At 63.0% G+C, this 20,168-nt stretch carries 20 protein-coding genes; 13 read left to right on the top strand and 7 right to left on the bottom strand.

Annotated features, from left to right (window positions below; all coding sequences use genetic code 11):
• Positions 1-768, bottom strand: coding sequence for an ABC transporter ATP-binding protein (locus tag F0311_RS00490; protein ID WP_150460007.1), 768 nt, complete (start codon positions 766-768; stop codon positions 1-3).
• Between the two features lie 60 nt (positions 769-828).
• On the opposite strand from F0311_RS00490, the gene F0311_RS00485 reads away from it, so the two are divergent.
• From F0311_RS00485 to F0311_RS00440, 10 genes are all read left to right on the top strand, one after another.
• Positions 829-2,100, top strand: a complete 1,272-nt coding sequence (locus F0311_RS00485; protein ID WP_191089664.1) for a sensor histidine kinase — start codon at positions 829-831, stop codon at positions 2,098-2,100.
• Positions 2,097-2,777 carry a response regulator gene (locus F0311_RS00480; protein ID WP_223881034.1) on the top strand — a complete coding sequence of 227 codons (681 nt, stop codon included), beginning with the start codon at positions 2,097-2,099 and terminating at the stop codon, positions 2,775-2,777. The genes F0311_RS00485 and F0311_RS00480 overlap by 4 nt, the downstream gene beginning before the upstream one ends.
• Positions 2,778-2,862: 85 nt before the next feature.
• Positions 2,863-3,249, top strand: coding sequence for a glycine cleavage system protein GcvH (gene gcvH, locus F0311_RS00475; protein WP_150460005.1), 387 nt, complete (start codon positions 2,863-2,865; stop codon positions 3,247-3,249).
• 65 nt (positions 3,250-3,314) lie between these two features.
• On the top strand, positions 3,315-3,758 hold the full coding sequence (locus tag F0311_RS00470) for an FHA domain-containing protein (RefSeq protein WP_150460004.1): 444 nt from the start codon (positions 3,315-3,317) through the stop codon (positions 3,756-3,758).
• A gap of 141 nt (positions 3,759-3,899) precedes the next feature.
• Positions 3,900-4,655 carry a transcriptional regulator FtsR gene (gene ftsR, locus F0311_RS00465; RefSeq protein ID WP_150460003.1) on the top strand — a complete coding sequence of 252 codons (756 nt, stop codon included), beginning with the start codon at positions 3,900-3,902 and terminating at the stop codon, positions 4,653-4,655.
• Positions 4,656-4,847: 192 nt separating this feature from the next.
• Positions 4,848-5,405 carry a bifunctional nuclease family protein gene (locus F0311_RS00460; protein ID WP_150460002.1) on the top strand — a complete coding sequence of 186 codons (558 nt, stop codon included), beginning with the start codon at positions 4,848-4,850 and terminating at the stop codon, positions 5,403-5,405.
• A 128-nt stretch (positions 5,406-5,533) separates the two neighbouring features.
• Positions 5,534-6,142, top strand: a complete 609-nt coding sequence (locus tag F0311_RS00455; RefSeq protein ID WP_317981938.1) for a MerR family transcriptional regulator — start codon at positions 5,534-5,536, stop codon at positions 6,140-6,142.
• 35 nt (positions 6,143-6,177) lie between these two features.
• Entirely contained in the window at positions 6,178-6,984 is an 807-nt protein-coding gene (locus F0311_RS00450; protein WP_150460001.1) for a ParA family protein, read from the top strand.
• A gap of 7 nt (positions 6,985-6,991) precedes the next feature.
• The gene (locus F0311_RS00445) at positions 6,992-8,425 is read left to right on the top strand and encodes a mycothione reductase (RefSeq protein WP_150460000.1); all 1,434 of its coding nucleotides are present in this window, start codon (positions 6,992-6,994) and stop codon (positions 8,423-8,425) included.
• A gap of 163 nt (positions 8,426-8,588) precedes the next feature.
• Positions 8,589-9,188, top strand: coding sequence for a mycothiol-dependent nitroreductase Rv2466c family protein (locus tag F0311_RS00440; RefSeq protein ID WP_150459999.1), 600 nt, complete (start codon positions 8,589-8,591; stop codon positions 9,186-9,188).
• Between the two features lie 197 nt (positions 9,189-9,385).
• Here F0311_RS00440 and F0311_RS00435 read toward each other — a convergent pair whose 3' ends face one another.
• Positions 9,386-10,147 (bottom strand): SDR family oxidoreductase, encoded by a 762-nt coding sequence (locus tag F0311_RS00435; RefSeq protein WP_150459998.1) that lies wholly within the window; start codon positions 10,145-10,147, stop codon positions 9,386-9,388.
• Positions 10,148-10,231: 84 nt separating this feature from the next.
• Here F0311_RS00435 and valS point away from each other — a divergent pair, with 84 nt between their 5' ends.
• Positions 10,232-12,880 carry a valine--tRNA ligase gene (gene valS / locus F0311_RS00430; RefSeq protein ID WP_150459997.1) on the top strand — a complete coding sequence of 883 codons (2,649 nt, stop codon included), beginning with the start codon at positions 10,232-10,234 and terminating at the stop codon, positions 12,878-12,880.
• Positions 12,881-12,916: 36 nt separating this feature from the next.
• On the opposite strand, the gene F0311_RS00425 is transcribed toward valS, so the two are convergent.
• Together F0311_RS00425 and F0311_RS00420 are read right to left on the bottom strand one after the other, a co-directional pair.
• Complete coding sequence (locus F0311_RS00425) at positions 12,917-14,257, bottom strand: alpha/beta hydrolase (protein ID WP_191089663.1); 1,341 nt, start codon at positions 14,255-14,257, stop codon at positions 12,917-12,919.
• A gap of 272 nt (positions 14,258-14,529) precedes the next feature.
• A complete protein-coding gene (locus tag F0311_RS00420) occupies positions 14,530-15,366 on the bottom strand; it encodes an IclR family transcriptional regulator domain-containing protein (protein ID WP_150459995.1) in 837 nt (278 codons plus the stop codon).
• Positions 15,367-15,418: 52 nt separating this feature from the next.
• Between F0311_RS00420 and F0311_RS00415 the strand changes: the two genes are divergently transcribed.
• Both F0311_RS00415 and F0311_RS00410 read left to right on the top strand, forming a co-directional pair.
• Positions 15,419-16,192 (top strand): IclR family transcriptional regulator, encoded by a 774-nt coding sequence (locus F0311_RS00415; protein ID WP_150459994.1) that lies wholly within the window; start codon positions 15,419-15,421, stop codon positions 16,190-16,192.
• 83 nt (positions 16,193-16,275) lie between these two features.
• Positions 16,276-17,505 (top strand): 4-hydroxybenzoate 3-monooxygenase, encoded by a 1,230-nt coding sequence (locus F0311_RS00410; protein WP_150459993.1) that lies wholly within the window; start codon positions 16,276-16,278, stop codon positions 17,503-17,505.
• On the opposite strand, the gene F0311_RS00405 is transcribed toward F0311_RS00410, so the two are convergent.
• From F0311_RS00405 to F0311_RS00395, 3 genes are read right to left on the bottom strand one after another with little or no spacing between them, the layout of a single operon-like run.
• Positions 17,475-18,179, bottom strand: a complete 705-nt coding sequence (locus tag F0311_RS00405; RefSeq protein ID WP_150459992.1) for a 3-oxoacid CoA-transferase subunit B — start codon at positions 18,177-18,179, stop codon at positions 17,475-17,477. The two genes, F0311_RS00410 and F0311_RS00405, sit on opposite strands and share 31 nt — an antisense overlap.
• Complete coding sequence (locus tag F0311_RS00400; protein WP_150459991.1) at positions 18,172-18,879, bottom strand: 3-oxoacid CoA-transferase subunit A; 708 nt, start codon at positions 18,877-18,879, stop codon at positions 18,172-18,174. Before F0311_RS00400 ends, F0311_RS00405 begins: the two co-directional genes overlap by 8 nt.
• On the bottom strand, positions 18,876-20,075 hold the full coding sequence (locus F0311_RS00395; protein ID WP_150459990.1) for a thiolase family protein: 1,200 nt from the start codon (positions 20,073-20,075) through the stop codon (positions 18,876-18,878). Before F0311_RS00395 ends, F0311_RS00400 begins: the two co-directional genes overlap by 4 nt.
• Between the last annotated feature and the right edge of the window lie 93 nt (positions 20,076-20,168).

The raw sequence follows: 20,168 nt of genomic DNA, 5'->3' as shown, positions 1-20,168 counted from the left end.
TCAGTCGTCCTCCTCGTCGTCGTGAATCTCTCTGCCGGTCAGCGCCACGAAAGCGTCCTCCAGGGTGCTGGTACCTGCCTGTTGCTTCAACTGGTCAGGGGTGCCCTGAGCGATGATTCGACCGGCGTCGATCAGTGCGACCCGGTTGCAGAGCCGCTCCACCTCGTCCATGGCGTGGCTGACCAGGATCACCGTCTGCTCGGCCAGCGACTCGATGGTTCCCCAGACCCGGCGGCGGGCCTTGGGATCCAGACCGGTGGTCAGCTCGTCCAGGATCACCACCTGCGGCCGGCCGATCAGCGCCAGGGCGATGGACAGCCGCTGCATCTGGCCGCCGGAGAGGTTGTCGAACTTGGTTCTGGCCTTATCGGTCAGCTCCACCATCGCCAGGGCCTTCTCGGCATCCAGCGGATCGGGGTAAAAGCTGCGGTAGAGGTTCACCAGCTCCCGGGCGGTCAGCGAGCCGTGCAGATAGGCCTGCTGCAGCTGGACGCCCAGGATCTGCCGGACCTTCGCCCGGTCAGTGAAGGGGTCCAGGCCCAGGATCCGCACCGAACCCTCAGTGGGTTTGCGCAGCCCGGCGATCATCTCCACGACGGTGGTCTTACCGGCACCGTTGGTGCCCAGGATCCCGAACGTCTCACCGGCGGCCACCTGAAGGCTGATTCCGTCCACCGCTGTCTTGGTCTTGTACCGCTTGACCAAATGCTGGGCATCGATGGCCGGCGGCGCACTCTGTTCTGCGTGCTGCTCTTTGTGTTCTGTCATGGGCTCCAGCTTTCCGCCTCTCACGCTGGTGCACCTGTGCCGCTGGTCATGAGCTGGGCCATGACTTTCGGCACCCCTGGCGGGCCCCGGGAGTCAGTAGGCTTGGTGACTATGGAGGATCAGTGGGCACCGGCGCAGGTGCTTTCCGAGATGTCCGGCAGGTCGCGCCGTCGCCGCTGGGAGGAGTTCTCCGGCATCGCTATTCTGGGGCTCTGCTTCGGTGTGGGCGTGCTGATGCTCGCCGTCGGCGGTGACCCTTATATTCCGAGCTGGCTCTGGGCCGGACTGCTCATCGGCTGCCTCTCCGCAGTGGTGCTGGCTGCCAGCGGCCGGCTCAGCACCAGCTGGCAGAACGCCGCCTACGCGGCTGCTGTGCTGAGTTCCTGGGCACTGCTGCTCACGATGCCCGACCAGGGGATGCTGGTGGTAATCCTGGTGGTGGTTGCTGCCGTGGGCAGCTACCTCATCCCAATCCCTATGGTGCTGGGTGTCATTGGGCTGAACTGTGCAGTGGTGCTCGGGCACATGGTGGCTCACGGAGCGGCCCCGGTGGAGTACCTGGCCACCACCGTCTTCTACATGATTATCCACCTGGCTTCGATGTTCAGCACCTATGCCCTGTACCGCGAAATAGTGTTCCGCAGCGAGCTGGAGCAGAAGAACCTGGAGCTTGAGGCGGCAGGGGTGCTGCTGGAGGACTCGGCCGCCACGGCCGAGCGGCTGCGGATCTCCCGGGAGCTGCACGACGCCATGGGCCACCAGCTCACGGTGCTCAACCTGGAGCTGGAGGCGGCCAAGCACCGCAGCGCAGGCAGCCGATCCGCCCAGGACGCTTCTGCCCATATCGATCGGGCGGCAGGGGTGGCCAAGCAACTGCTGGCTGATGTGCGGGCCACTGTCGGCGAGCTGCGCGAGACCGGGCCCGGGGACCTGCAGACCCACCTGGAGCGACTGGCGGCGGCGGTCCCCTCGCTGGAGATCCAGGTGGACGTCGCCCCCGTCGTGGCGGTGGACGACCAGCAGACCGCGGCTCTGGTCCGAGCGGCCCAGGAGATCATCACCAATGCGGTCAAGCACTCGCAGGCACAGCAGCTGTCCCTGACCCTGGGTCAGGCCGGCCCGGAAGTGGTGCTCACCGGCAGCAACGACGGGCTGGCGCCGAAAACCATCACCCTGGGCCACGGCCTGACCGGGCTGCGCGAGCGGGTGGAGCTGCTGGGCGGGCAGCTGAGAGTCTCCAGCTCCCCGCAGTTCACCATCCAGGTGCGTCTTCCCGCCGCAGGGCAGAGTGCCGCACCCGGGCTCCGCGACGAACCCGCGGGGGCGCAGTGACCGAACAGCACACCGGCACTGCGGTGCGAGTGATGGTGGTCGATGACCAGACCCTGGTCCGGCAGGGCATCCGGACCCTGCTGGAGCTCGGCGGAATCACCGTGATGGCCGAAGCCGGCGACGGCGCTGAGGCGCTCACCCTGCTGGATGAGGCAGCCGAAGACCAGGTTCCTGAGGTGGTGCTGCTGGACCTGCGGATGCCCCGCTATGACGGTCTCTGGCTGCTCCAGCAGCTCCAAGCCGCCGGACGGGAGATCCCGGTGCTGGTGCTCACCACCTTCGACGATGACACCCTGGTGCTTGAGGCCCTGCGCGCCGGTGCCCGCGGCTACCTGCTCAAAGACGTCACCGTGGAGCAGCTCGCCGCAGCAGTGCAGGCGCTCGCAGAGGGCGGCACACTCATCGCGCCCTCCATCACCGACCGGCTGCTGCGGGCAATCAAGTCCGCTCCGGCACCTGCTGGAGCATCCGGCGTCGTCGTCGAATCGCTCACCGAGAGGGAGGTCGAGGTGCTGCGGCTGGTGGCCGAGGGCTACTCCAACCGGCAGATCGCAGACCTGGTCCACCTCGCGGAGGGCACGGTGAAGAACCACATCTCTTCGATCCTGATCAAGCTCGGCGCACGTGACCGGACCAATGCGGTGCTGCGGGCGATCCGTGAAGGCGTGCTCGGCTGAGGCGGAACTTCGGGCAGTAGGTGCTGGGTGCTAAGTTGGCTGCAGCAACAGTTTTGTTCCACCCCCAGCTTTCCAAGGAGCATCGATGAGCACAGTTCCCGACGAGTTCAAGTACAGCGCCGAGCACGAGTGGGTCTCCAGTCCCAATGATGAGGGCGTGGTGTGCATCGGCATCACCGACTTCGCCCAGGATGCCCTTGGTGAGGTGGTCTACGTGGAGCAACCGGAGGTCGGATCCACCGTCGCAGCAGGTGACGTGGTCGGGGAGGTGGAGTCCACCAAGTCTGTCTCCGATATCTACGCCCCGGTCGCCGGTGAGATCACTGCGGTCAACGAGACCCTGGACGATGAGCCGCAGGCCATCAACGCTGAGCCTTACGGCGGCGGTTGGCTCTTCGAAGTGAAGCTGGCTGAGGACTCCGGCCTGGACGCGCTGCTCAGTGCCGAGGAGTATTCCGCCCAGGTGGGCTGAGCCTGCGCCATTGTTATATAGTTGTGACCTCAGGCAGAGGTGAAGAGCTGCGAGAGGAGGAACCGGTGTCTGCAGAGAAGCACCATGAGCACGACGTCGCGCCGGAGAGCGCATCGGAGACCACCTCCATTGCGCTGCCGCCAGCCCACACCGGGCCTTTGGAGGCCAATCTCTCTGATCAGGACAGTGCAGCCATCGGGGCCCTCCCGCAGGGTTCGGCACTGCTGATCGCCCATACCGGGGCCAACCAGGGAGCACGCTTCCTGGTGGACCAGGACGAGACCACCGTGGGCCGGCACCCTGAGGCGGATATCTTCCTGGACGATGTCACCGTCTCACGGCGCCATGTGAAAATTCTGCGCACCGATTCTGTGTTCCGGATTGAGGATCTGGGCAGCCTCAACGGCACCTACGTCAACCATGACCGAGTGGACAGTCACCTGCTCTCCGCAGGTGATGAGGTGCAGATCGGCAAATTCCGGCTCACCTTCTACACCGGGGGCAGCTGAGTCGCAGACAGACCGGGCGCCGGCGGGTCTGAAGAGCGCCGGCAGAATCTCCATGACGCAAATGACGGGACTTATTCTCTGGGCACGTTATCCTGGGGCTGACTTCTTTCCTTCCCCTGAACCCCGAAAGAGGATGCGCCTGTGAGTGCAACACCTGCTCGCCAGCCCAAACCGGCTGAGAACGCCGGGCCCGCCGACAGCCACGTCTTCACCATCTCTGAGGTGCTGCGCGAACTGCAGCACGAGTTCCCCGACCTCTCAGCATCCAAGCTGAGGTTCCTGGAGGAGCGCGACCTGGTGGAGCCTGCCCGCACCCAATCCGGGTACCGCAAATACTCCGCCGCAGATGTGGAGCGCCTGCGCTTCATCCTCGCCCTGCAGCGGGATAGGTATATGCCCCTGGACGTCATCAAGCAGACCATGGAGGCCATCGACGCCGGGGAGAAGCCTGAGGCGCTGCCTGAGTCTGCGCCGGTGGGACCGCGCGAAGTCACCGGGGAACTAGCCGCCCAGCTCACCGGACGCACCCGCCCGATGAGCCGCAAGGAGCTGCGCGCCCTGTCCGGAGCCACCCGCGGGATGCTCGACACCTTGGAGAAATTCCGCATCATCTCCGCCGACGCCCAGGGCAACTACAGCCACCACGACCTCAAAGCGGTCAAAGCCGTGCGGGTGCTGGCCCGCTACGGACTGGAGCCCAAGCACCTGGTCACTCTGCGCCGTTCCGCCGACGCCGAGCTGGACCTCATCGCCCGAGCCATGGCCCCGCACGCAGCTCGCAAGGACGCCGCAGCCCGAGCTCGGGTGGCAGAGTCCTCCAAAGAGATGCTGCAGTGCCTCAAAGATCTGCGCGCCTCCCTCATGGACTCCGCCGTCGAGAGAATCGACCGCCGATAGCGCGGTCCGATCTCGGCGCCTGGACGGCACCCGCGTCGGTCCTCCCTGATTGGCCCATCCAGATGCTTTCCCAACTGCGCGGACCCCAGAGGGCAGGGGCACCCTAGGCTTCCCGGCCTTGCTTTCCCGCCGTTCCGTTGCCAGCTGCTCGATACTTGAACCGCGCATATCGAGGGGGCCTACACTGGAGGTATGAGTGCAGCCCAGGTGCAGCTGGAGGTGGTCGGAGTTCGGGTTGAGCTGCCCAGCAGCCAACCTGTGCTGATCCTGCGCGGGGCTGAGCCAGGCACCGAGAACCTCCATGTGGCCGTGGTTGTCGGCCCTGCCGAAGCAGCGGCTGTGGCCCGCGCTCTCCAGGGCGAGGTGCCGCACCGGCCCATGACCCATGATCTGCTCACCACCGTCTTGGAGGATCTCGGCCAGGGAATCGTCTCGGTGGAAGTCCGGCTGCTGGACGCCAGCACCTACGCCGGTTCCGTCCTGCTCAACAGTGGACGGACCATCGACGCACGCGCCTCCGATGCCATCGCTGTGGCAGTACGCGCACACTGCCGCATCACCATGGACGGCGACACGCTGCGGGCAGTCTCGGTCACTCCCCGCTACCGCTCCGCTGACTCATCGTCCACCCCCGGAGCCAGCCCAGAAGCAGATCAGGTGACAGCCAAGGGGCCTATCTCTGAGGACGAGATCCGCGAGTTCCAGAGATTCCTCTCCGACGCCGGTCCTGAGGACTTCGACCGCTCATGAGCCGCACCGAGGAACCCCAGACACGCCGAACGCTCACCGGGCTGCCAGCACATCCCCGGCGCCTGCCGATACACTGGCCAAATAACTGACTCACTTCCCCTGATGCAGAAAAGACGAGAGGTGCCTGAGTGAAGGACCAACGCGCAGAAGCACCGCGCAGCCGCCACCGTCCCGCAGCCCAGGACACCCTGTTCGACGACGGTCTCCCTGAGCTGGACGAAGACATGGGCTACCGCGGTCCCATCGCCTGCTCCGCCGCCGGAATCACCTACCGTCAGCTTGACTACTGGGCAAGGACCAAACTGGTGGAGCCCTCCCTGCGCAACGCCTCCGGCTCAGGCTCAGCCAGGCTCTATTCCTTCCGTGACATCCTGGTGCTCAAAGTGGTCAAACGGCTGTTGGACACCGGAGTCTCACTGCAGCAGATCCGCACCGCCATCGAGCATCTCAGGGAGCGCGGGGTGGAAGACCTCGCTGAGATCACCCTGATGTCCGACGGCGCCAGCGTCTACGAATGCACCTCCACTGATGAGGTCATCGACCTGGTCCAGGGCGGACAGGGCGTCTTCGGCATCGCAGTGGGACGGGTATGGCGTGAAGTCGAAGGCAGCCTGGCCGAGCTTCCCCGCGAACGCACCCAAGAGCAGGTTGCCGTCGCAGGTCAGGCGCCTGAGCTGGCCGCATTCGAGGCCAGTGATGAGCTGGCGCAGATGCGTGCCCGCAAGCAGGCTTCCTGAGACGTTCAGGCCCTTTCGACCAGTAGGATGGACTAGTGCAGATTCTCAGCGTGTCCAGTCTGAAAGGCGGGGTCGGTAAGACCTCGGTCACCATGGGCCTGGCCTCAGCGGCCCTTAACAGCGGGGTCAGGACCTTGGTCATAGACCTCGACCCGCACGCCGACTGCACCACCGGGCTCAACGTGGCCCGCGGCAAAGGGCGGGAGGCCGGCCAGCTGCTCAAGGAGTACCGCAAAGCCCGCATCTCCGACCACGTTGTACCCTCCGGCTGGGTGGAACTGCTCCCGGAGGACAAGAAACAGAGCGCCGTGCTGGATGTAGTGGTCGGCTCAGCCCTCTCCGCCGCCTTTGACCGGCCAGATATCCGGCCCAAAGACATGAAGCGGCTGAAGACCCTGGTGGACAAGCTCACCGGCTACGATCTGGTGCTGGTGGACTGCCCGCCCTCACTCTCCGGGCTGACCAGAATTGCCTGGGCAGCCTCCCACCAGGTGCTGCTGGTGGCTGAGCCCAGCCTCTTCTCGGTCGCAGGCACTGAACGCACGATGCGCGCCATCCGGATGTTCTCCAATGAGTTCGCCCCTCAGCTGACTCAGGCCGGCGTCGTCGTCAACCGTGCCCGCGCAGACTCCGCCGAGCACGAGTACCGGCTGCTGGAGATGGAGCGGCTCTACACCGATAAGCTCATGCTCCCGGTGCTGGAGGAGAACCCGCACTGGCAGCAGATCCAGGGCGCGGCCTACCCGGTGCACCTCTGGCCCGGCGATCCGGTGCGCGATATGGTCAAGAGCTTCGACGAGCTCATCAAGCAGCTGGTACCAGCCAAGAAGCTCACCTCCTGAGCCGGCTATGCCTACCCATGACGTCGCCATCATCGGCTCCGGCTCCGGAAACTCCCTGATCACCCCCTATTGGGATGACAAGAAAGTGGCGCTGGCCGATAAAGGGATTGAGGCCACCGGTGCTTTCGGCGGCACCTGCCTGAACGTGGGCTGCATCCCCACCAAGATGTTCGTCCGGCCCTCGGCCCTGGCTCGTGTGCCCGAGGAGGCCGCCCGGCTCGGCGTGGAGATGGCCACTGTGCGTGCCGACTGGCCGGCCATCCGCGACCGGGTTTTCGCCCGTGTGGACGCCATCTCATCCGGCGGCCGGGAATACCGTGAGCGCCTGGAGAATGTAGACCTGATCTCTGAGAAGGTCACACTCACCAGCCCCAAGTCCTTCCGCAGCGAGTCAGGCACCGAGGTTGAGGCCCGGCAGGTGGTGATTGCGGCTGGTTCCCGCCCCCTGATCCCGGAGGTTCCCGGGGTCGATCTGCCTCAGGTGCACACCTCAGAGACCATCATGCGAATCGCCAAGCTCCCCGGCAGCATCCTGATTGTGGGAGGCGGCTATATTGCCTGTGAGTTTGCCGGAGTCTTCTCCGGTCTGGGCTCCGAGGTCATTCAGATCAACCGCAGCATCGGGCTGATGAACCAGCTGGATGAGGAGATCGCCGCTGCCTACTCCGCTGAGGCGGAGAAGAACTGGTCGGTGCTCTACCAGCGCACCCTGGGCGCCGTCGTGCCTGATGAGAACGGCCAGGTGACCGCCCAGCTGGTCACCTCCGACGGCCGGTCCGAGGAGTACCAGGTGGACACGGTGTTGCTGGCCATCGGACGCAGACCGAACAGCGATCTGGTGGGCGCCGAGCAGGCCGGACTCGACCTGCACCCAGACGGCCGGATCGCGGTGGACCAGTATCAGCGGGTGCTCAGCGGGGGAGAACCAGTGGAGGGTCTCTACGCCCTGGGCGACGTCTCCTCAGAGGCTATGCTCAAGCATGTGGCCAACCATGAAGCACGGGTGGTGGCCCATAACCTGGAGAACCCCGATGACCTGCGGAAAGTCCGTTCGGAGGCGATCCCCTCAGCGATCTTCTCCCACCCGGAGATCGCCCAGGTGGGCCTCACCGAGGCTCAGGCCGCTTCAGCGGTCGGTGCGCAGAATCTGACCACTAAGACCCAGCGCTACGGGGACACCGCCTATGGCTGGGCCATGGAGGACTCCTACGGGATCCTCAAGATCATCGCCGATAGGCGAAACGGTCAGATCCTTGGTGCCCATGCCATGGGCTACCAGTCCTCCAACCTGATCCAGCCGATCGTGCACGCGATGAGTTTCGGCCAGGACTCCTACACGGCGGCTCGCGGCCAGTACTGGATTCACCCCGCTTTGATGGAGGTCACTGAGAACGCGCTGCTGGGCCTCGACGTCCCCATCCCGCCAGATGCGCCTCTTTAGCCCTGCCCCGCTCTGACCCGCCCCGAGCGGGAAGGAATGAGCATATCGACGTGGTCTCCATTGCTGGTGCCATCTGACACCCCCGGGCGGGAAGGAATGACTCAGCTCACTGTGCGGTTGGCATGGATGGACAGTGATTCTGCCGACCGAAAGGACTTTTCCCATGGCTGAGCGCGTTGACTTCTGGTTCGACCCCATCTGCCCCTTCGCCTACGCGACCTCCCGTTGGATCCTGGAGGTGGAGAAGGTCCGTGACATCGAGGTCCACTGGAATGTGATGAGCCTGGGTGTGCTCAACGAGGACAAGAATCCCGCCCCCACCGAGGATGAGGACGTGCTGGCCCGTTGGATCCCCGCCCGCACCTCCACTGCGGTGGCTGTGACCGCCCCGGAAAAGCTGGGTGATTTCTACACCGCCATCGGCTATGACATCCACGTCAACGGCCACCGCGACTTCGAGGCCGTCTCACGCCGCGCTCTGGTCGAGATCGGCCTGGATGAATCTCTGGTGGATGATGCTAAGACCGACAAGTACGACGGCGCCATGCGCGCCACCCATGAGGAGGGCATCTCCAAGGTGGGCCAGGACGTGGGCACCCCCATCGTGGCCTTCGCCGGCACCGCATTCTTCGGTCCGGTCATCACCCGGGTACCCACCGGGGAAGCGGCCGGCAAGATTTTCGACGGCTCCGTAGCTCTGGCCAGCTACCCCTACTTCTTCGAGCTCAAGCGCTCCCGCACCGAGCGCCCCACCTTCGACTGAGCGCGGTGATATGAGACTTTAGGGGAGTCAGCTCTGGCGAGACCTCCTGTTTTGCTCCCTGTATGTCTCATCTGCGACTGTGGAACTGGCCGAGGTGAGACATACAGGGAGCAAAAGCGTCCTGCGATTGGCCGATGGCTCCCTCAACGTCTCACGATCGGGCGCGAGGACCGTGCCCGTGCCCGGGGTGCCGGTGATCAGCCCTGCCGGATGACCTTGTGCTGGGCGGCCTGGGCCACTGGGCGGATGACGATCTGATCCAGATTCACATGGTGGGGCAGAGTCACCGCATGGGTGATCACCTCCGCAATGTCCTCGGCGGTCAGCGGCTTCTCAACTCCTGTGTAGACCTTCTCCGCAGCGGCGGTGTCCCCGCGTAGCCGCTTGGCGGTGAACTCCTCAGTGCGTACCATCCCGGGCAGCACCTCGATGACCCGGATATTGTGCTCGGCCTCCTCCAGGCGCAGGGTCCCAGTCATACCATGGGCGCCGAACTTGGCCGCGTTGTACCCGCCGCCGCCTTCGTAGGAGACTACCCCGGCGGTGGAGGTCAGGTTCAGCACGGTGCCCTCGCCGTGAGCGCGCAGCATCGGCAAAAAGGCCTGAGTGACGTTCAGGGTGCCCAGCACATTGACCTCGAACATCCAGCGCCAGTCCTCCAGCTTGCCCTCAGCAACAGTGTCTACCCCCAGGGCGCCCCCGGCGTTGTTGATCAGAGTGTCGATCCCACCGGCCTCGGTGATTCTCGCCCGCACCGCTGCCACCTGGTCCACGTCGGTGACATCACAGACCAGAGGGATGATGCCCTCCTGCTCGGCCAATGACTCCAGGCGTTCGGCTCGCCGGGCTGCGGCGAAGACCTGCCAGCCTTCGGAGGTCAGGCGGAGAGCAGTGGCGGCGCCAATCCCGGAGGATGCACCAGTGACAAGAGCACGGCGTGGAGCTGAAGAGGTGACCATGCACACAAGACTAGCCTCCGGCGCCTCGTCATGTGCTGTATTTCCGGAATATGAGACACCCACCGCCGTGGCAGAATGGTTCCCATGGCCACCCACATAAAGGGCACCGACACGCCCGCATACAAGACCCCTGAAGTTCCCGAGAAGCCCGCCCTGGAGGGGCTGGAGCCCAAACTCCACGCCGCCTGGCAGGCCGAACGGATCTACCACTTCGATGAGACTGCCTCCCGCGATGAGGTCTACTCGATCGACACCCCGCCGCCCACCGCCTCGGGGTCCCTGCACGTGGGGCATATGTTCTCCTACACCCAGACCGATGTGGTGGCCAGGTTCAAGCGGATGCGCGGCAAGAAGGTCTTCTACCCGCTGGGCTGGGATGACAACGGTCTGCCCACTGAGCGGCGCGTGCAGAACTACTACGGGGTGCGCTGCGACCCCAGCAAGCCGTATATTCCTGACTACCAGCCCCCGGCGAAGCCCGCCAAGAACCAGCGCGACTGGGATGTGATCTCCCGGCAGAACTTCATCGAGCTGTGCGAGAAGCTCACCGTAGAGGATGAGAAGGTCTTCGAGGACCTCTTCACCACCCTGGGGCTGTCGGTGGACTGGCGGCAGACCTACCGCACCATTGACGATGACTCCCGGGCAGCCAGCCAGCGCGCCTTCCTGCGTGATGTGCGCTCCGGCAACGCCTACACCGCCGAGGCTCCCACCCTGTGGGATATCACCTTCCGCACCGCGGTGGCCCAGGCCGAGTTGGAGGCCAAGGAGCGCCCAGGTGCCTACTACCGGTACCCGTTCACCGACGAGGCCGGCAACGAGACTGTCATCGCCACCACACGCCCGGAGCTGCTGCCCTCCTGCGTGGCGCTGGTGGCCCACCCGGAGGATGAGCGCTATAAGCCGCTGTTCGGCCAGACCGTGACCTCACCGCTGTTCGGGGTGCAGCTGCCGGTCAAGGCGCACCCGCTGGCCGACCCGGAGAAGGGCTCCGGCATCGCGATGATCTGCACCTTCGGCGATATGACCGATGTGACCTGGTGGCGGGAGCTGCAGCTGCCCACCCGGGCACTGATCGGCCGCGACGGCCGGTTCGCCGCTGAGGCACCGGACTGGATCACCAGTGAGCAGGGCCGGGCCAACTATCAGCAGCTGGCCGGCAAGACGGTGCACTCGGCCAAAGAAGCTGTGGTGGCCATGCTGGAAGAGGCTGGGCTGCTGCGCACCGAGCCGGAAAAGATCACCCATGCGGTGCACTTCTACGAGAAGGGCGATAAGCCCCTGGAGGTGGTGACCTCCCGGCAGTGGTACATCCGCAACGGTGGCCGTGACGCCGAGCGCCGCCAGCAGCTGATCGAACGTGGCCGAAAGATCGACTGGCATCCTGGATTCATGCGTTCCCGCTACGAGAACTGGGTGGAGGGCCTCAACGGCGACTGGCTGATCTCCCGGCAGCGGTTCTTCGGCGTGCCGATTCCCGTCTGGTATCCGGTGGATGAGACAGGTGAGCCCGACTACGATCACCCGATCCTGCCCACCGAGGACCAGCTCCCGGTGGACCCGGCCTCCCAGACCGCACCCGGTTTCGATGAGTCCCAGCGCGGTGCACCGGGAGGGTTCATCGGTGAGCCCGATGTGCTCGACACCTGGGCCACTTCCTCGCTGACACCGCAGATCGCAGGAAAATGGGAGCAGGACAACGAACTGTTCAACAAGGTCTTCCCCTTCGACCTGCGTCCGCAGGGCCACGACATCATCCGCACCTGGCTGTTCTCCACAGTGGTGCGGGCCAATTCCCTGCATGACACTGTGCCGTGGACCAACACCGCGATCTCCGGCTGGATCCTGGATCCGAATCGGAAGAAGATGTCCAAGTCCAAGGGCAATGTGGTGGTCCCCACCGAGCCGCTGGAGCAGTTCGGCGCCGATGCGGTGCGCTACTGGGCGGCCTCGGCCAAGCTGGGTGCTGACACCGCCTATGAGATCGGCCAGATGAAGATCGGCCGGCGCCTGGCGATCAAGCTGCTGAACGCCTCGAAGTTCGCCTTCGGAATGGGTGTCACTGAGGCGCATGTCGTTTCAGGAGATGACGACGCCGCCGCGGCAGTGATCACCGAACCTCTGGACCGTGCCCTGCTGGCTAAGCTGCGCACTGTGATCGAGCAGGCTACCGAGCAGTTCGAGAGCTACGACTACGCCCGGGCCCTGGACATCACCGAGAGTTTCTTCTGGGCCTTCACTGACGACTATGTGGAGCTGGTCAAGGACCGCGCCTACGGTTCGCAGGGCGAGGCCGCCCAGGCCTCAGTGCGGGCCACCCTGGCCACTGTGCTTGACAAACTGCTGCGGCTCTTCGCCCCGGTGCTGCCGTTTGCCACCGATGAGGTCTGGCGCTGGTGGCGGGAAGGCTCCGTGCACGCGGCCGCCTGGCCCAAGGCTGCCGATCTGGACGCGGTGGCCGGAGCACCTGCGGTGCTGGACACGGTCTCGGAGGCGCTGACCGGACTGCGCCGAGCCAAGGCCGAGGCCAAGGTCAAGCAGCGTACTGAGATCCTCTCGGCACGGATCACCGGGCCGAAGGACCAGCTGGGCTACATCGAGTCCGCACTCTCCGACCTGCGGGCCGCCACCAAGGCCCAGGCCCTGGAGCTGGTCAGCGAATGGGAGGCCGCCAAGGAGCTGGAGATCACCTCGGTGGTGTTTTCTGAGTTGGCGGCTGATACAGGCAGCTGAAGTCAGCCGCCAACTCAGAACTTGGAGGCGGTTAGATCACACCTTGTGTTTGCGGAACCATATGAGTGTCACCACACCGATCAGGATCAACAGGGCGCTGCCTGTCACCAGTGCTGCAGTTTGCGCGCCGGTGGCGGCCAGGTCTGACTCCTGATCGCTGCCTTCTGCCGGAGTTTTGCTGGGGTCCTCCACGGCACTGGGGTCCGGGGAGCTCGTTTCAGTAGGCTCTTCAGTTTCAGACGGGCTCTCAGACGGCGTCGGCGAAGGTTCCTCAGTGGGAGCGGGGGTCTCAGTCTCACTAGGTTCCTCGGTTGGGGCTGGCGACTCTGTCGGGCTGGGCTCCTCAGTCGGCTCAGTGGGTGTCGGTGACGGAGTCTCTGTTGGGCTGGGGTCCGGTTCTCCCGGCTCAGTGGTGCCCAATGAATCCCACAGGAACTGCTCGATATTGTCCCAGGTAGGTGCCGGATCCTGGCCGGTGACTAGTTCGCCGCTCGGGTTGGGCTGATAGACGGTGTAGTTTTCAGCACCGATGATCTCCACGACGGAGTGGCCGGCCTCTTCAACCAGAGTGTAAGTTGCGCTGCTGCCGACGTTGACCAGAGCGTTGAACAGAGTTTCTGATGAACCGGGGGGCAGCAGTGGATCGTGCGTGCCATGGAACACATGGATGGGTGGTTCAGTGCCATCGACGTAGGCGACTGGATTAGCTCGCTCAGTCTCCTCTGGACATTCCTGAATCGGGCAGCCAATCAGCATTGATTCCGGGGACTGGGGGTCGTCATGCACAATGAAGGGGTCAAAGGGCAGATCATACGCCTCATGCTGTTCGGCGGTCTGCTCATCCAGCAGCAGAAGGTCCACAGGTGGGAAGAAGGGGACTGAAGCCTGCACAGCGCTGGAGACGCCCTCGGTATCGGGCTCGTCGCCCAACTGGTCAATACTGCTGGTGGTTGCGGCTATCGCTGCGACCCAACCACCGGATGAGTCACCCATAATGGCGATGCGGTCGGGGTCGATATTGTACTCGTCAGCATTAGCTCTTAACCATCTGATGCTTGCTCGGATGTCGTGGAGCTGGCCGGGGAACTGCACCTGGCTGCTCGAGCGGACGCTCACGCCAGCAACAGCGAACCCTCGAGAGGTGAACTCCTCGGCGATGTTCCCGGCACCTTCTTTGCCAGTGTCACCCATCCAGGCGGATCCGGATGTCCAGATGATCAGGGGCAGGGGAGCCTCGTCTTCTGACACTGGCAGGTACAGGTCGAGCAGATTGCCCTGAGTCTCGGCCGGTACCGGATCTGTGTAGGCGAGGTCCGTGATGGTTTCGACCTCAGGCTCGGGATCAACCTGATCCGCAGCCTGGGAAGGGGCTGCCAAAGAGAGAATGCCAAGCAGGGCAAAGAGTGTTCCAAGGAGGCGGGGTAATCGTGCCAAAAAGGCAGGCTGTGTAGGACGGGTTCTTCGACTTTGGCGCACAGTGACTCCTCAAATGGGAATTGGCTCCGCTACCTCAGAGTGCAACTGACCCCCCGGCCCTGTGTGCAGGGCAAGCATTGTTGAGATGGAAGCCATTGGGCGAATTGGGTCAGTAGCGAACAATTGTTCGCTAAAAGAACACCTTATGCTGTGAGTTAGATCACGTCAAGGCCTCAGGCTCTGCGACCTCTTCCTCGCTCCCATGCTTGGAGAGCTTGGGCCGCTGTCTCGGCACAGCGTTTCAGGCTGGGCAGTACGCGCTTCAGCGACTCGCCTGCTGGCTCAAGGCCGGCTGAGACTGAGACGTTGATGGCGGTGGTCACTCCCCGATCCGGATGCTTCACTGGGACGGCGACGGAGCGCAGCCCTGCCTCAAGTTCCTGGTCGACCATGACATAGCCATCGTTGCGTCCACGAGTGATCACCTTGACGAGTTCCTCTACCTCAGTGATCGTTGCGGGGGTGAACTGCGGGCGCTCGGCGCCCTCCAGGAGTCGGTAAAGAGATGTCTGATCGACATCGGAAAGCAGAACTCGTCCCATTGAGGTGGCAAATGCCGGCAGCCGGGTGCCGACGTCGAGGTCCATTCGCATAATTCGCCGCGTATGAACCCGGGCGATATAGACGATCTCATCGCCGACCAGGATGGACGCAGAGCACGACTCATTGAGTTCAGCAGCAAGGTCATGCAGGGCCGGCTGCAGGAGGTCCTTGAGGCTGTTCCCTGACCAGAAGCCAAGTCCTAGGCTGAGCACTTTGGGGGTCAGCGTAAAGTCACGCCCATCAGTGCTGGCATATCCGAGGTGTATCAGGGTGTGCAGCATTCGTCGGGCTGTTGCCCTGGAAAGTCCGGTGCGTCGAGCGACCTCCGACAAGGTCATGGCGGCCTCTGCATCCGAAAAGCACTCTAAGACCTTGAGCCCGCTGGCTAGCGATCGTACGAAGTCTTCCTTGCCTGGAACTTTGCGGGATAAGGAGGTGGTGGACGCAGATGGCACGTGATCGGACATGGGCATGAGCCTACCTGCTGAAGAGTAGTCCGCTCGCCTATACTTCCCAGCTATGGCGAACTCGCCCAGTGGTGAATCGGTGTTGACCCGGCTGGATCGGGTGCTTTCAGTGTTCTCAGGTGCCGATGTCCAACTCAGTGTCGCAGAAGTTTCCCGCCGCACGGGATTGCCTCCTGCAACGACACACAGGCTCTGTCACGACCTCGCTGCAACGGGTTGGCTGGAGCAGCTGTCTGGTGGTTTCGCCGTGGGGACACGGCTCTGGGAGATTGCTAACCGGTCGGCGCCCACGATGAAATTGGCAGTGCTGGCGCGTCCATACCTGGCTGATGCCCATGCCGTGATCGGCCAGCATATTCAGCTTGGCAAGATCGACGGCGATGAAGTCCTGTTCATTGATCGACTCTCTGCGCGAGGTGCGCCGACGATCCACGGCTCAATCGCGGGGCGCCTGCCACTTCATCTGTCGTCAACCGGAACTGTCCTTCTTGCTCATGCACCGGAGGCGTTTCGGCGCGGCTATCGATCACGCTCGAGTGCGGGTTTGAACTCGGAACATGGGACCGTGCCGGACGAGCAGCGACTGGAGCAGGTCAGGCGGATGGGCTACTGCCTGCAGACGGGAGCTCTTGAGCCGGATATCACCGGGGTTGCCGTTCCCATTCATCGATCCGACGGAAAGGTGATAGCTGGACTCGGCATCGTCAGAGAAGACCAGGGGGAGGTTCGCGGAAACGCGTCCTCGGTCCAACTGCTGCAACTCGCTGCGCGAAGTATCGGACGGGCAGTCATGAAGGCCGCGCGCGACAATCATCTCATTGAATGAGAACTCTGTGGCGTAAGCAACATTTTCTCGAGAAGATGTAAGAAAGCACCATCGCTTCAGCCTCCCGTCAGCAAAGGAGACCCATGGCTCAGGAATCAATTCGCGTCGACGTTGGCATTGTAGGCGGTGGGCCGGCGGGGCTGATGGCGGCGCTGTTGCTGAAACGCCGGGGGATCAATGCAGCCGTCGTCGAGCGACGCAGCGAAGACCAGATCTACCGCACTCACCGGGCGGGAATTTTGGAAGCCGGAACAGTTGAGATGCTGGTGCAGTCAGAGATCGATTCCCGCGTACTGACGCACGGTCATGAACATCGCGGTACTGTGTTGAGCTTCAATGGCCAGCGGCAAAGAATTGACTTCCAGGACCTCGTCGGGCGGTCTGTGTGGCTCTACCCTCAGAATGAGGTGTTTCTTGACCTCGCTACAGCCTGGCAGCGCGAAGGGGGAGCAATCTTCTGGTCCGCCGACCATGTCGAGGTGCATGGCGTCGACTCCACGCATCCGAGTATTACATTTCACGATAGTGCTGAGGATCAGCGGACTATCGAAGCTGAGTTGATCATTGGAGCTGACGGCTCTCGTTCCTCATGCCGCCGATTGATCCCGGAGAGTGTGCGCACTGACTACTTCACCTCGTATCCGTATGCCTGGTTCGGCATTCTCTGTGAGGCCCCGCCCACGGCTGCTGAACTGATCTATGCCAATTCTGATGTTGGCTTCGCACTGATTTCGCAACGTAATGAGCGTGTGCAGCGGATGTACTTTCAGTGCGATCCTGACACCGATCCGGAGGAGTGGACCGACGAGGAGATATTCGACCATATCCAACGGGTGCTCGGTGAGAACGGGGACGTGCGCCTGAAGCGGGGGCCGATTATTGAGCGGACCGTGCTGCCATTTCGATCCTACGTCTGCGATCCGTTGACCTTTGGGCGACTGGTGCTCGCAGGGGATGCGGGGCACACGGTCCCCCCGACTGGTGCTAAAGGCCTGAACTTGGCATTCTCCGATGTCCGCGCGCTGGTGCCAGAGATTGCTGAATTCCTTGGCCGCCTCCGGGGGGCAGCGCCCGGAGGCGGCGCAACGGCGCTGGAAGAGCCGCTGCTTCGCTACTCCCGTACAGCTTTGGATCGCGTGTGGAAGGCGCAGAACTTCTCCTACTGGGCCACCAATCTGCTGCATCGTGAGCCGGGGGACGACGCATTCGCCCAACGCAGACGACGTGGAGAGTTTGATGCCATCACTGGCTCACGGTACGGTCGAGCATTCTTCGCCGACTGCTACACCGGCTGGACTGGTGACTGGAAGTGAGCCTCAGCTGAAGAGCCCAGCTTATGGTCGAGTTGGACTTCGACGTCGAGGCGAGCCGCGATCTCCTCGGCGGGCAGTCCGAAAGCTTCATGGAGGATCAAAGTGGAACTCGCCCCGCTGCCGCTGAGCAGAAACACACCGTGATCGGTATAGATTCTGGTGACACAGCCCAGGCCAGTAACTGGATAGGTCAAGTCAGGAACGATTTTCGCGGTGCCATCCTTGGCGAAGAGAGACATCATCACGAAAACGGCCTTGGCTCCAACGGCAAGATCCATCGCTCCGCCCACGGCAGGGATCGAGTCAGGGGATCCAGTGGACCAGTTGGCCAGGTCGCCCCTGGCGGAGACCTGGAACGCTCCTAAGACGCAGACGTCCAGGTGGCCGCCTCGCATCATGGCGAAGGAATCCGCGTGATGGAAGTAGCTGGCTCCAGGTGTCTCTGTGACGGGAATCTTTCCTGCGTTGATGAGATCCTCGTCGACTTGGGAATCTTGGGCTTCAGGTCCCATGCCCAGCATGCCGTTCTCAGTGTGCAGAGTGATGTTCTGCTCTGGTCGAAGGTAGTCCGCAACTTTTGTCGGCTGGCCGATTCCGAGGTTCACATAGGAGCCCGGAGAAATGTCAGCGGCGACCTTCTTGGCCAGCTCGTCACGCGTCAGTGGTTTATTCATGGGGTGCCTCCGTTCGGTGATTTCCGGTTGTCGAGGGGGGGCCGGGCAGCGCCACGACGGTATCGACATAGATCCCGGGAGTGACGACATGCTCAGGGTCGATAGCACCGACAGACAGAACATCTGCGACTTGAACGATCGTGGTGCTCGCTGCCGCTGCCATGATCGGACCAAAGTTTCGTGCTGTCTTGCGGTACTGAAGATTGCCGACTTCGTCGGCATGAAGTGCCTTGATCAGGGCGAAGTCACCATGAAGCGGGTACTCCAGCACGTAGTTCTTTCCCTCGATGGTTCGGGTCTCTTTCCCCCGGGCAAGTTCAGTTCCGTATCCGGTAGGTGTATAGAAGGCGCCGATTCCGGCACCGGCTGCACGCAGTCTTTCGGCCAAATTTCCCTGTGGAACAAGTTCCAACTCGATCTCGCCAGCCCGGTAGGCGGCGTCGAAATGCCAGGAGTCCTTCTGTCGAGGAAAGGAGCAGATGATTCTACGAACTCGCCGCTCTTTGACCAGCAGAGCCAGACCGGCATCTCCTTGCCCCGCGTTATTGCTGACTATGGTAAGACTCTCCGCTCCAGTGTCTATGAGTGCGTCGATGAGCTCGAACGGTTGGCCAGCATTTCCAAATCCGCCCATGAGGATCGTGCAGCCGTCGCGAATAGAAGACACCGCTTCTTCTGCCGTGGAGACGATGTGAGTCATTGCTTCCTCTCTGTAGCTACGTTCTCCAGCACGATTGCCAAACCCTGACCAACGCCGATACACAGGGAGGCGACACCCCAGCGGAGTCCTTCGCTGCGCAGCCTGGCCGCCAGGGTGCCGAGCAATCGAGTCCCTGAGGCTCCGAGTGGATGTCCCAGAGCCACAGCTCCACCCCAGGAATTGACGATATGTGGGTCAACTTTCCAGGCGTCCAGGCAGGCTAAGGCTTGAGCCGCAAACGCTTCGTTCAGCTCCACTGCCTGGATGTCCGACCACTGGATGCCTGCCTTGGCCAGTGCTCGATTGGTCGCCTCGACAGGTGCATAGCCGAAGTCCTGAGGCTCATTGGCCGCCGCCGCCCAGCCCGCGATACGGGCAGTGGGACTGCGCCCCAGCTTCGTTGATGCCGCTGCTGACCCGAGAAGGGCAGCCGATGCGCCGTCATTCATGGGCGAGGAGTTTCCTGCCGTGACTGTGCCGTTCTCGCGGCGAAATACTGGCTTGAGTGCACTGAGTCGCTCAACGGTGACCTCCTCACGGATCGTCTCATCTCGATCAAGATCAGCGCCGGGAACTGTGACTACCAAGTCTTCATAGCGTCCTGCTGTCCATGCGGAGGCGGCCTTTGCATGGGACTGCGCAGCAAACTCGTCCTGTCGCTCCCTGTTGATGCCGTACTTCTCGCGTAACTGCTCAGTCGCTTCGCCCAGCGAAACGGTCCACGGAGTATGCATCTCGGGATTGATCAGTCGCCAACCCAACGTCGTGTTGACCAGTTCCAGATTCTGCATCGGAAACGGCCGCTCCGTCTTGGGAAGCACCCAGGGGGCCCGCGACATCGACTCAACTCCGCCGACAAGCATCACCTCAGCGTCGCCGATCGCAATCTGCCGTGCCGCCATGATCGTGGCGTCCAGAGAAGAGCCACAGAGCCTGTTGACAGTTGTTCCCGGCACTGACACGGGGCCGCCGGCGAGCAGCCATGCCATTCGAGCAACGTTCCGGTTCTCCTCGCCGGCGCCGTTCGCGTTGCCAAAAACGACCTCATCGACTTCTGTCGGATCCAACTCTAGGACCCGTTCCACGGTCGCCGAGATGACGATCTTTGCCAGGTCGTCTGGACGGATTCCTGACAGGGCGCCGCCCAGTTTTCCGAAACTCGTTCGGACGGCGTCATAGACGTAAACCTCGTGCACTCCGATTACTCCCTATTGAGAACTAGCAGTGGATCATATCCTTGCGTGCGGGAAGCGAACGATAGTTCGCCATAAGAACATAGTACTCGGGAA

The sequence above is a fragment of the Nesterenkonia ebinurensis genome (assembly GCF_008711175.1).
Taxonomy (GTDB): domain Bacteria; phylum Actinomycetota; class Actinomycetes; order Actinomycetales; family Micrococcaceae; genus Nesterenkonia; species Nesterenkonia ebinurensis.
The sequence above is the reverse complement of the archived record's forward strand: the minus strand, read 5'-3'. Positions and strand labels throughout refer to the sequence as shown.